The organism is Dietzia sp. oral taxon 368, assembly GCF_002999155.1.
Lineage (GTDB): Bacteria > Actinomycetota > Actinomycetes > Mycobacteriales > Mycobacteriaceae > Dietzia > Dietzia cinnamea.
On sequence record NZ_CP027238.1, the window covers coordinates 377,224 to 388,203 of the forward strand.

Annotated in this window: 10 protein-coding genes and 1 pseudogene; 2 read left to right on the forward strand and 9 right to left on the reverse strand. The window is 71.4% G+C overall.

Annotation, left to right across the window (positions count from 1 at the left end):
• The first annotated feature begins 62 nt into the window (after positions 1 to 62).
• Positions 63 to 722 carry a class I SAM-dependent methyltransferase gene (locus C3V38_RS01840; protein ID WP_061913610.1) on the forward strand — a complete coding sequence of 220 codons (660 nt, stop codon included), beginning with the start codon at positions 63 to 65 and terminating at the stop codon, positions 720 to 722.
• A gap of 6 nt (positions 723 to 728) precedes the next feature.
• Here C3V38_RS01840 and C3V38_RS01845 read toward each other — a convergent pair whose 3' ends face one another.
• On the reverse strand, positions 729 to 2,747 hold the full coding sequence (locus C3V38_RS01845) for a VWA domain-containing protein (protein ID WP_106384973.1): 2,019 nt from the start codon (positions 2,745 to 2,747) through the stop codon (positions 729 to 731).
• A 43-nt stretch (positions 2,748 to 2,790) separates the two neighbouring features.
• A complete protein-coding gene (locus C3V38_RS01850) occupies positions 2,791 to 4,197 on the reverse strand; it encodes a sigma 54-interacting transcriptional regulator (RefSeq protein ID WP_217354157.1) in 1,407 nt (468 codons plus the stop codon).
• A 45-nt stretch (positions 4,198 to 4,242) separates the two neighbouring features.
• Between C3V38_RS01850 and C3V38_RS01855 the strand changes: the two genes are divergently transcribed.
• On the forward strand, positions 4,243 to 4,659 hold the full coding sequence (locus C3V38_RS01855; RefSeq protein WP_061228408.1) for a YccF domain-containing protein: 417 nt from the start codon (positions 4,243 to 4,245) through the stop codon (positions 4,657 to 4,659).
• A 54-nt stretch (positions 4,660 to 4,713) separates the two neighbouring features.
• On the opposite strand, the gene C3V38_RS01860 is transcribed toward C3V38_RS01855, so the two are convergent.
• From C3V38_RS01860 to C3V38_RS01890, 7 genes and pseudogenes are all read right to left on the reverse strand, one after another.
• Positions 4,714 to 5,169 (reverse strand): carboxymuconolactone decarboxylase family protein, encoded by a 456-nt coding sequence (locus C3V38_RS01860; protein WP_061228409.1) that lies wholly within the window; start codon positions 5,167 to 5,169, stop codon positions 4,714 to 4,716.
• A gap of 1 nt (position 5,170) precedes the next feature.
• Positions 5,171 to 5,527, reverse strand: a complete 357-nt coding sequence (locus tag C3V38_RS01865) for a GNAT family N-acetyltransferase (protein ID WP_061228410.1) — start codon at positions 5,525 to 5,527, stop codon at positions 5,171 to 5,173.
• Positions 5,528 to 5,539: 12 nt separating this feature from the next.
• Positions 5,540 to 6,568: a pirin family protein gene (locus tag C3V38_RS01870; protein WP_061228411.1), complete on the reverse strand. Its 1,029-nt coding sequence runs from the start codon at positions 6,566 to 6,568 to the stop codon at positions 5,540 to 5,542.
• Between the two features lie 425 nt (positions 6,569 to 6,993).
• Positions 6,994 to 7,578 (reverse strand): annotated as a pseudogene (locus C3V38_RS01875) (TIGR03619 family F420-dependent LLM class oxidoreductase); the annotation flags it as partial.
• Positions 7,579 to 7,654: 76 nt separating this feature from the next.
• A complete protein-coding gene (locus C3V38_RS01880; protein WP_232302955.1) occupies positions 7,655 to 8,773 on the reverse strand; it encodes a prenyltransferase in 1,119 nt (372 codons plus the stop codon).
• Between the two features lie 45 nt (positions 8,774 to 8,818).
• Positions 8,819 to 9,538 carry a class I SAM-dependent methyltransferase gene (locus C3V38_RS01885; RefSeq protein WP_061228413.1) on the reverse strand — a complete coding sequence of 240 codons (720 nt, stop codon included), beginning with the start codon at positions 9,536 to 9,538 and terminating at the stop codon, positions 8,819 to 8,821.
• Positions 9,532 to 10,905, reverse strand: coding sequence for a glycosyltransferase family 4 protein (locus tag C3V38_RS01890; protein WP_061228414.1), 1,374 nt, complete (start codon positions 10,903 to 10,905; stop codon positions 9,532 to 9,534). Before C3V38_RS01890 ends, C3V38_RS01885 begins: the two co-directional genes overlap by 7 nt.
• Positions 10,906 to 10,980: the final 75 nt, after the last annotated feature.

Consider the following 10,980-nt stretch of genomic DNA (forward strand, 5'->3'; position numbering starts at 1 on the left):
GCCGCGCCCGCAAGGCCGCCCGCCGCACGGAGGGCCGAGGGGTGGGCGCTAGGTTGACTGTCATGACCGCACCCGAGATCGAACCCTCGCTGCTCGCCGTCGCACTCGCCGCCCCGGGCTTCATGCCACTGGAGGAGGGCACGACTCTCTACGAGATCGCCTGCGAGTACCTGGGCGACGGTGTGGGCGTGGAGATCGGCACGTACTGCGGCCGCTCGACGGTGTTCCTCGGCGCCGCCGCGCGCGTGACCGGCGGCAGCATCGTCACCGTCGACCACCACCGCGGGTCCGAGGAGCACCAGCCGGGCTGGGAATACCACGACACCTCGCTCGTCGACCCGCACACCGGGCGCCTGGAGACCCTGGTCGCCTTCCGCCACACCATGTGGGACGCGGGTCTGGACGAGGTGGTGACCGCCGCGGTGGGCAGCTCCCGGCAGGTCGCGCGGGTGTGGGGCACTCCCGCGTCGTTCGTCTTCATCGACGGTGGCCACTCCTCCGAGGCCGCGCAGGCCGACTACTCCGGCTGGGCCCGGTGGGTGAAGATCGGCGGAGCGCTGCTCATCCACGACGTGTTCCCGAACCCCGAGGACGGCGGTCGTCCGCCGTACGAGATCTACTGCCGCGCCCTGGAGTCAGGGCAGTTCACCGAGGTGGCCGCCGTGGATTCGCTGCGTGTCCTGCGCCGGGTTTCCGGCGAGGTCGGCGCACCGATGCCCTGAGAGGGGTCACACGGCCCAGCGGCCGCCCGCGCTCCACGCGTCACCGGCGCCAGGCCGGCCGTGGCGTGTGTGCAGGAACCGCCCCACCACGGCAGCCCCGAGGTCGTCGACCTCCGGCGCCACCACCGTGCCCTCGACCCGCCGGGCCAGCGCATCCAGGAACCGCGAGAGGCCGGGATCCGCGCCCAGGCGGAAGAACGTGGTCTGCGCGCCGAACCGGGCGACCCTGTCGAGCTCGTCGACGGTCGTGCGGATCGTGTCCGGGTCCGGCGGGTAGGCGAACCAGGGTTCGCCGCCGCTGAGCAGGTGCGCGGTGGGCTCGCCATCGGTGACGATGAGCAGGACCGGCTGCATGGTCGGGTGCTCGCGGAAGAAACGACCCGCCAGGAGCAACGCGTGGTGCAGGTTCGTCCCGGCCTCGTACTGGGCGTCCAGTGACAACAGTGACTCGATCGTGCGGGTCTGGGCGAACCGCCCGAACGAGATGAGCTGGAGCCGGTCCTGCCGGAAGCGGGTGCTCACCAGGTGATGCAGGGCGAGCGCGGTGCGCTTCATCGGCACCCACCGGCCCTCCATCGCCATGGAGAACGAGGTGTCCACGAGCAGCGCGACCGCGGCCTGCGTCCGGGCCTCGGTCTCGCGGACCTCGATGTCCTCGGGCAGGAGCCGGACCCCGCCAGCGGGTTCACCGCCGTCGGCGGCGATGCGGGAGATCGCGTTTCCGATCGTTCGCGGCACGTCCCACGACTCGACGTCGCCGAACTCCCATCCCCGGCTCGACCCCGTCTGGTCACCGGCCGCGCCCGATGCACGGGTCTCCCGCGCGCCCGATCTGCCGGACAGCCGGCGGGCGGCGTCCCGCAGCAGCGACCGGCCCAGTTTACGGAGCGCGGCCGGGGACAGTCGCAGGTCGCCGTCCGACCGGCGGCTCAGATAGCCCGAGTCCCGCATGGCCTGCTCGAGCCGGGCCAGGGTCTGGACGGACACCGCCGCCTCACGACCGAGGGTGCGCTCGACGGCCTCCAGGTCCAGTTCGGACAGCGGCGACCGGTCACCGCGGGACAGCTGCTCGGCCAGGCGGTCGAGGTCTCCGAGTTCGGCCATCGCGGCCGTCCCCTCGGACACGCCTAGGTCCTCGGAGCCCTCGAAGTCCTCGGAGCCGTCCCAGTTCTCGCCGGGTCGCAGTGTCTGCAGCAATCCGTCGAGTCTGCCGAGCTGCTCGGAGAGCTCGGGCGAGCCGAACGCCTGCTGCGACAGGGCCATGAGCTCCTCCCGCTGCTCCGGGGTCATCGAGCGCATCATCCGCTGCGCTGCGGCCGAGCGCTTGGCGAGGGTGTCGATGAGCTCGTCGACGTTCTGCGGCTGCTCGGGGAAGGCGTCACCGTGCCTGTCCATGAACTCGCGGAAGTCCTCGTCGGTGTCCTCCCCGCGGGCGTGCTTGCCCAGCAGGTCGGTGAGGCCGGAGAGCATCTCGGACACCGCCGCCCGGTCGGCGTCGGTGGTGTTCTCCAGCGCCTGCTTCATTCCGGCGAACCGCGCGTCGAGCGCCTCGGCACCCAGCAGGTCCTGGATCCGCCTGTACGCCTCGCGGGCGTCCGACGAGGCCCAGTCGTAGTCCTTGAGCTCCCCCACCGCGGCCGCCGGACTGTCGGGGAGGTTCTCGATGGTCATCTCCCGCAGCGTGCGGTCCATGGGGTCCATCTCGGTGTCGCGGGCGAGCTGCCCGCGTTCGGCGAGCAGCGCCTCGTCGAGCAGCTTCGAGACCTCGTCGAGGGTGCCGCCCAGCCGGTGGCGCTTCAGCAGTTCACGCCGGCGGCGGTGGACGCGCCCCGCGAGCTCGTCGAGCCCGGTGTGGTCGCGGCCGCCGGAGCGCAGGAACTCGCGCATCGACTGCTCGGGCGAGTAGCCGGCCATGACGCCCTCGGACACCGCGTCGAGTGCCTCGGACAGGTCGAGCGGGGGCGCGAGCGGGTCCGGCCCGCCGACGTAGCGTCCGTAGCGGGCGCGGGGTTCTGGTCGCGACATCGCGCACCTCCTGCTCCGGCGGCCGCGTGGCCACCGGGACGTGTCAGCCGTAGACGGCGGCGCCGTCCCCGGTCTCCTTAGACAGGCGCCGCGAGAGGTACAGCCCCTCCAGCGCCAGCTCGATCGCACCGGCCCGCTGGCCGGCGTTAATGGCGCCGACCCGGTCGGCGATCTCGTCGTACAGCCCCGGTACGGACAGCTCGGGCAGTGCGGCCAGGAACTCGGTCGCGGTGACGCTCGCCCCCGTGGTCAGGGTCACCGAGCCGTCGAACGCCTCGACGAGCGGGGCCATGTCGATGCCGCGGAAGAGCCCGCGCACGACGTCCACGGTCGCGGTGCGGAGCAGGTACCGCAGGATCTCGGATTCGCGCCCCTCCTCGCCGGGTTCGAACTCGATCTTGCCGCGCAGGACCTCCACGGCGGCGTCGAGATCCACGAGCCGGGCCACCGCCTCGCCGGGGTCGTCGGCCCCGCGGACGGCGGCCCGCCGGCGGGCCGCCGCGGCGACGGTCTCCGCGCCCGCGATGGCGAAACGCGCCGACACGCCCGAGGCCTGGTTGATCGAGTCGGAGGTGCGCAGTTCTCGGGTGAAGCGGGCGAGCAGCTCCATGAGGGCGTCCGGCACCTCGGCGGTGAGCTCGGCCTCCTGCCGCACGACCTCGATCTCGTCGGCCAGGTCGAGCGGGTAGTGGGTGCGGATCTCCGCGCCGAACCTGTCCTTGAGGGGAGTGATGATCCGCCCGCGGTTCGTGTAGTCCTCCGGGTTCGCCGACGCCACGACCAGTACGTCGAGGGGCAGCCGCAGCACATAGCCGCGGATCTGGACGTCCCGCTCCTCCATGACGTTGAGCAACGCCACCTGGATGCGCTCGGCGAGGTCGGGCAGCTCGTTGAGCGCCACGATCCCGCGATTGGCGCGGGGTACGAGTCCGTAGTGGATGGTCTCCGGGTCACCGAGGCGGCGCCCCTCCGCCACGCGCATGGGGTCGACGTCGCCGATCATGTCGGACACCGACGTATCCGGGGTGGAGAGCTTCTCCACGTACCGTTCGGTGCGGTGGCGCCACTCGACGGGCAGCGCGTCACCCTCGCGGGCGATCCGCTCGCGGGTCGGGTCGGTGATGGGGGCGAGCGGGTCCTCTCCCAGTTCGGAGCCGGCGACGACGGGGGACCACTCGTCGAGCAGCCCGACGAGGGTGCGCAGCAGGCGCGTCTTGCCCTGTCCGCGCTCACCGAGCAGTACGATGTCGTGCCCGGCGATGAGGGCGCGCTCGACCTGCGGGATCACTGTGGTGTCGAACCCGTGCATCCCGGGCCACGGGTCCCGTCCGGCGGCCAGGGCCGCGAGCAGATTGCCGCGCAACTCGTCGCGGAGGGTGCGGCTGGTGTAACCGGCGGCGCGCAGCTCGCCGAGGGTCCTGACGTCCGGCTTGTCGCTCACATCGCCCACCGTAACCCTGTGACGCGACTTCCGCTTCCGACCTACAGTGGCGGCATGCGTTCCGTGCTGACGGTGGTCCTCAACGTCATCTGGCTGGTGACCGCGGGCGTGTGGTTGTTCCTGGGCTATGTGGTCGCCGGGATCCTCGCGTGCATCCTCGTCGTCACGATCCCGTTCGGGGTCGCGAGCTTCCGGATCGCCGCCTATGTCCTGTGGCCGTTCGGTCGCGAGGTCGTCGACCGGGGCCGGCCCGGCGGGGCGAGCACGGTCGGCAACGTCATCTGGTTCCTGGTGGCCGGGCTGTGGCTGGCGATCGGCCACGTCGCCACGGCACTCGCCCAGGCGGTGACGATCATCGGACTGCCGCTGGCGTGGGCCAACCTCAAGCTCATCCCCGTGACGTGTTTCCCGTTCGGCAAGGAGATCGTGCGCTCCGGCCGGGCGTCGATGGTGCCGGTCGCCTCCCGCTGACCACCCGTCCGGGGCCGGCGGCGGTCGCCGTGCCCGGGGTCGGCGGCGGCCGGGTCAGTCCTCGATCCGCGGCTGGTGGTGACTGGCGATCGAAACCCGGTTGAAGGCGTTGATGAGCACGATCGTCCACTCCAACGCCGAGAGCTGCTCATCGGAGAAGTGGTCGGTGGCGGCCGCCGTCGCGGCAGCGCGTTCGTCGCCGTCGTCCAGGCGTGTCAACGTCTCGGCCAGGCGCAACGCCGCCCGCTCGGGGTCGCCGAACGCGTCGAGTTCGTGCCACGCGGGCAGCAGGTCCAGCCGTTCCTGTGACACCCCGGCCTCGCGGGCGGCCGGCACGTGGGTGGCCAGGCAGGCCGCGCATCCGTTGATCTGCGACACGCGCACGTTGACCAGTTCGAGCAGTGCCTCCTCCAATCCGGCCTCGCGGGACGCCTGCCGGGACGCGACGGCGGTACGGACGAGCTGCTTGTAGACCTCGCGCTGGGTCCGATCCAGCTGCGGGACCCCCATATCAGCCGTCCTCCGCTCCGACCCGGGCGCGGTCCTCGTCGGTGGCGTCGCGGTACGCTCCCGCGAACTCGTCGGCGTTCTTGCCGAGGAACCCTTCCACCATCGAACACACGGGGACGATCATCACGCCCTCGTCGCGGGTCGCCTCCACCGCGCCGCGCACGAGCGCGGTACCGAGACCCCGGCCTCCGAACTCCTCGCCGACCACGGTGTGGTGGAAGATGCGCTCGCCGCCGATCTCGCGGAAGTCGGCGTGGCCGGCGACCTCGCCGGAGGCGTCCCGGATCTCGAACGCACTGCGCGAGTCGGAGCGCTCCACGGTCACGGTGCTGCCGCTGCTGTCGGTGTACTCGGTCATCGGTGTTCTCCCCTACTCGGTGGTCCGTGCACGCGGATCGGGATTGACCCGCGGTCTGAGCGTGGTGGTGGGCAGCGTGGGCGCGGGCAGCCGGGTCAGGCCCTGCGGGTCGTGGCCGATGTAGCCGTCCACGCGGCCGAAGCGGTCGGAGCCGGCCTCCCACAGGTCACGGTAGTGGGCGATCTCGTCGTGGGTCCGCCCGATGAAGTTCCACCACATGATGATCTCCTCGGCGAACGGAGTGCCGCCGATGAGGATCGCGCGCCCGGCGGTGGCGCCGGTGTTGCGGAGGGTCAGGGTGGTCTCGCCGACGCCCGTGTAGGCGAGTTCGGTCACCGCGACGCGCACCCCCTCGAGCGTGAGGTCGCCGCTGTCCGCGAGCAGCCCGTGCTCGAACTCCGGGTCCACGTCGAGCGTCAGCTCGGCGCCGGGGTCGAGCCGGATCTCCGCCGCGAGGAGGGGGGTGTAGGTGGGGACCGACGACGACGAGCCCATCAGTGACCCCATGAAGACCTGCATCGACGAGCCCTCGAAGCGGACCGTGTCGGGCACGAAGTGGTCGAACCTGCGGCCGCCCACCTCGCGGTGCGACTCGGGGAGCACGGTCCAGAGCTGCACTCCGTGCAGCATGGTGGTGTCCTGGGTCGACACCTCGGTGTGGCAGATGCCGGACCCGGCGGTCATGAGGTTGACCTCCCCGGGGCGCACGACGGCGTGGTTGTCGCCGGAGTCGTGGTGGGTGATGTTCCCCTCGAACAGCCAGCTGACGGTCTGCAGGCCGGTGTGCGGGTGGGAGGGGACGTCCATGCCGCCGCTGACGGAGACGTCGTCGGGTCCGTAGTGGTCGACAAAGCAGAAGGCACCGATGAGGGAGCGTTGCCGCTGCGGCAGCGTGCGGCGGACGGTCATCGCGCGCGGCCCGCCCAGGGGGACGTCGCGGGAGGTGATGATCTCCACGGCGGCGCCACCGGGGCGTGGCCCGTCGGGCGCGCCGCCGGCCTCGCACTCGATCTCCTCGGGCCGGGGGTCGAGGTTGGTCATTCGGCCACCTCGCTCATCTGTTCGCGGGCGCCGGCTTCCTGTCGCCGCATCTCGAGCTTCCGGGCGTTGATCGTCCCGCCCAGCGCGAGGACGAGCGCCTTGTCGACCAACGGTACCGGTAGATGGTCCAGCAGGCGACGGGTCAGTCCGCGGCGCAGGGCGGCGAGCGGGCCGATCCCCAGGATCCCCGCGAAGGTGACGACGAGGTCGAGTCGACCGAAGTCGGCCCGCACGCGGTCGGCCAGAGTGGAGAGGGAGTCGGGGTCGGTGACGTCCGCGGCTACCGGCGTGATCCCCGTCCCGCCGGCCCCGGTGATGACGACGACGGGAGCGACCGGGTCACTGTGGTCCATACCACGACGGTACCGGCGGAACCGGCCCGGGTGGGGCGCTACCGGCGGCTCAGACCGTGCCCCGAGGCCGAGCTTGCCGCCGAGGACGACGATGTACGGCTCGCCCTCGCGGCCGGCCTCCGCCCACAGCTCGCGCAACCTGCGCACGCTGCCGGAGATGTCCCGGGAGATGGGTGTGGTCATCCAGCCGTCGGCGCTGCGGCAGATCCACTTCAGGTTCTTCTCGTTCCCTGCCGCGCCCACCAGAGTGAGCGGGCCGGGCGTCCGGGCGGGCTTGGGCCAGGCCCAGCTGGGCCCGAAGTCGACGAACTCGCCGTGGTACTCGGCCTTGTCGTGGGTCCAGAGCTCGCGCATCGCCTCGAGGTACTCGCGCAGCATTGTGCGACGGCGCTTCGGCGGAACGTTGTGGCCGCCATCTCGTCGAGGCTCCAGCCGTAGCCCACGCCCAGGACGGCCCGGCCGTCGGAGAGGTGGTCGACGGAGGCGAAGGTCTTGGCCAGCGTGATGGGATCGCTCTCCACCGGGATGGACACGGCCGTGCCCAGCCGGATGGTCGAGGTCACCGCGGCGGCGGCGCCCAGCGCGACCCACGGCGAGCGCCGCGGTGTGTGGCCTGATACCCCGGTCGCTCGTGAACAGCGTCAGGCCGAATTCCATGCGCACTCCCCGGTCTGCGTCGCCACCCGCGCCGACACGTGATGAGGCAGGTGTCCCGCGGCGGCGTGGCGACAGACTAACGCGCGACGACGGCGGTCGGGCAGGCCTCGCCCGGCGCACAGTCCGCGGGGTCACCCGGCTGCGACCGCAGGCGCTGCATGGTGTGGTCCGAGACGTACCGGAAGATCTCGTTGCCCGGCGTGGTGCGCGACAGTGCGTCAGCGGCCAGCAGCACCACCGCGGCGGTCCATGTGCTCAGCTCGACGGGCCACCGTTTGCCGTCCGCGAAGACCAGGCCGGTCCAGTACGAACCGTCGTCATCCCTCAGGTGCTGCATGTTGGTGAACTGCTGCAGCGCCTGCTCGTGCCGACCCGCGGCCTCGAGCGCGAGCACCAGCTCGCATGTCTCCGCGCCCGTGACCCACGGACGGTGGTCGACGCAGCGGATACCGAGGTCGTCCACCACGAAGTCGTCCCAGCGGGAGTCGAGCCGGGCCTGCGCCTGCTCCCCCACCATGACACCGGCCAGGACCGGGTAGTACCAGTCCATGGAGAACTCGTCCTTGGGCGTGAACAGCTCCGGGTGCGCGCGCAGCGCGTGGCCCAGCCGGTCGGCGGCCGCGTCCCAGTCCGGCGCCGTCTCCCCCAGCTCCTCGGCGATCGCGACACCGCAGCGCAGCGAGTGGTGGACGCTCGACGACCCCGTGACCAGGGCCTCCTCGCAGAAGCCCTCGGGGCCGGCGCCCCACCACATCTGCCCCTCCGGGCCCTGGAACGTCAGCACCAGGTCGAGCGCACGCCGCACGGTCGGCCACATCGACTCCAGGAACCCCGGGGTGCCGGTGACCAGGTGGTGGTGCCAGACCCCGACCGCGACGTAGGCGCAGAAGTTCGAGTCGACGTCGCCGTCCACGATCCGGCCGTCCTGCCACTTGATCGGCCACGAACCGTCCGGGCGCTGGGAGTCGCGGAGGAACCCGTAGGCCCGCTCGGCGGCCTCCCACTGGCCGGCGACGGACAGACCCATCGCCGACTCGACGTGGTCCCACGGGTCGGTGTGCCCACCGGTGAACCACGGGATCTCACCGTTCGGCTTCTGGACCGAGGCGATCCACTGCCCGGTGGCCCGGACCGCGTCGGCGTCGAGGACGCCCGGCACGCTGGGCACCGGCCGGTCACCGGCCACCACGGTCACCGGCCCCGGGCGGGACACGCCGTTGTTGTGTGACTGCACGGACGATCAGGCCTCCACGGGCTTGCGCAGGTAGAACACGATCGACTTGCCCATGACCGGGTTGAGCAGCTTCTCGGCGGTGCGTGTGACCCACGGGCCCTTCATGAGGTCCCACACGAGCAGCTTGTGGTACGCCTTCGGCAGCGGATGATCCTCGTTCTCCGTGCCGACCGCGCACTTGAGCCACCAGTACGGCGCGTGCAGCGCGTGGGCGTATCCGGTGCCCGTCACCTCGAGGCCCGCGGCGCGCAGCTTGTAGCCGAGTTCCTCGGCCGTGTAGATCCGGCAGTGCCCGCCCGGGTTGGAGTGGTAGGCGTCCGACAGCTTCCAGCACAGCTTCTCCGGCCACTCCCGCGGCACGGTCACCGCGGCGACCCCGCCCGGCTTGAGGATCCGGACCAGCTCCGCGATGGCCTTCGTGTCCTCCGGCACGTGCTCGAGGACCTCGGAGATGAGCACCAGGTCGAACGTCGCGTCCCCGTACGGCATGGCCAGGGCGTCCCCGGTGACGGCCTCGCCCTTCGACGTGGGCAGGCCCTCGCCCTCGGCCTCCATGGCCGCCAGCATGTCCGCGACCTGCTGCATCTCGTCGGCATTCTGGTCGAACGCTGTGACGTCGGCCCCACGCCGGTAGAGCTCGAACGTGTGACGGCCGAGCCCGGCCCCCACGTCGATGGCTCGCATGCCCGGGGTGACCCCCAGACGGTCGAAGTCAGCGGTCAGCATGCGGCGTCCTCCTGCTCACGGATGTCGTACTCACCGGATTCCGGGAGCACCTCGGGCGCGTCGTCGGTGACGTGCTCGTCGATCTCGGTCTGATCCGGCCCGAGGACCGGCCCCGCCGACAGGTCCGGCAGCGCGTCGCCGCGGACCCGGGCGATCGCCGCCTCGTAGACCTCGACGGTCCGGCGGGCGACGGCCGCCCAACTGTAGCGCTCCATCACCCTCGCGCGGCCACCCTCCGACAGCCGGCCCCGCTCGACGGGATCGGACAGCAGCGCGCTGATCTCCCGGGCCAGTGCGTCGACGTCCCCGGGCTCGACAAGGCGGGCCGCCGAATCGTCCGTCCCGACCACCTCCGGCAGTGCGCCGGCCCGCGTCGCCACGAGAGCGCAGCCACTGGACATCGCCTCCACCGCCGGGAGGGAGAACCCCTCGTACATACTCGGAACCACCGCGATCTCGGCGGACCCCACGAGTTCGGCGAGCTCGTCGTCGTCGACCCCGGACACCAGGTCCACCGCATCGCGCAACCTCAACCTGTCCAGCAGACGCGACGCCTCGCCCTTCGGCTTGAGCTTGGAGATCAACGTCAGGCGGACGTCCGGGTGTTCCTCGCGCACCTTCGCCAGCGCGCGCAGCAGGACGGGGACACCCTTGAGCGGCTGGTCGGCGCTCGCCACGCACACCAGGCGGCCGGGTTCGCGACGCCGCCCGTCGTGGAAACGGTCGGCGTCCACACCCAGCGGGATCGTGACGATCCGGTCCGGGTCGACCCCGAAGTCCACCGCGATGTCCTCCGCCGAGTTGCCGGAGACCGTGATGATCTCCTGCAGCCGGCGGGAGACGCGGATCTGCATACCGAGGAAGCCGAACCACCGCCACGTGGTGATCTTCTTGCGCAGCGGGGCCTCTTTCATGGCCAGCGCGCGATCCCTCGTGATGGGATGGTGCACGGTCGCCACCACGGGGAAGCCGGCCTTCTCCAGGTCCAGCAGGCCCGAGCCCAGGCACTGGTTGTCGTGCACCACGTCGAAGTCGTCCAGCCGGTCTTTCAGCGTGCGCGCGGCCCGCAGGCTGAACGTCCGCGGTTCCGGGAACCCGGCGGTCCACATCGTGACCACCTCGAGCACGTCGATGAGGTCCCGGATCTCACGGGGGCGCGGCGTACGGAACGGGTTCGCGTCGTTGTACAGGTCCAGGCTCGGCACCTTCGTCAGCGTGGGCCCGGGATCCAGCTCGGGGTACGGCTGACCGGAGAACACCTCGACGGTGTGGCCGAGTGCCGCCAGCTCACGGCTCAGGTGGCGTACGTATACACCCTGCCCGCCGCCGTGGGGTTTGCTCCTGTACGAGAGCAACGCGATCCGCACGATCGATCGCCTCCTTCTACGGTCATCGGCCCCGCCGTCGCGACTGCCGTGGGTCGCGACGGGCACATCGGGCAA

Coding starts and splice junctions, on each gene's coding strand:
- C3V38_RS01865 (WP_061228410.1), bottom strand. CDS start 5,527: ATGACCGAGTACACCGACAGCAGCGGCAGCACCGTGACCGTGGAGCGC.
- C3V38_RS01845 (WP_106384973.1), bottom strand. CDS start 2,747: ATGTCGCGACCAGAACCCCGCGCCCGCTACGGACGCTACGTCGGCGGG.
- C3V38_RS01885 (WP_061228413.1), bottom strand. CDS start 9,538: ATGCTGACCGCTGACTTCGACCGTCTGGGGGTCACCCCGGGCATGCGA.
- C3V38_RS01870 (WP_061228411.1), bottom strand. CDS start 6,568: ATGACCAACCTCGACCCCCGGCCCGAGGAGATCGAGTGCGAGGCCGGC.
- C3V38_RS01840 (WP_061913610.1), top strand. CDS start 63: ATGACCGCACCCGAGATCGAACCCTCGCTGCTCGCCGTCGCACTCGCC.
- C3V38_RS01855 (WP_061228408.1), top strand. CDS start 4,243: ATGCGTTCCGTGCTGACGGTGGTCCTCAACGTCATCTGGCTGGTGACC.
- C3V38_RS01860 (WP_061228409.1), bottom strand. CDS start 5,169: ATGGGGGTCCCGCAGCTGGATCGGACCCAGCGCGAGGTCTACAAGCAG.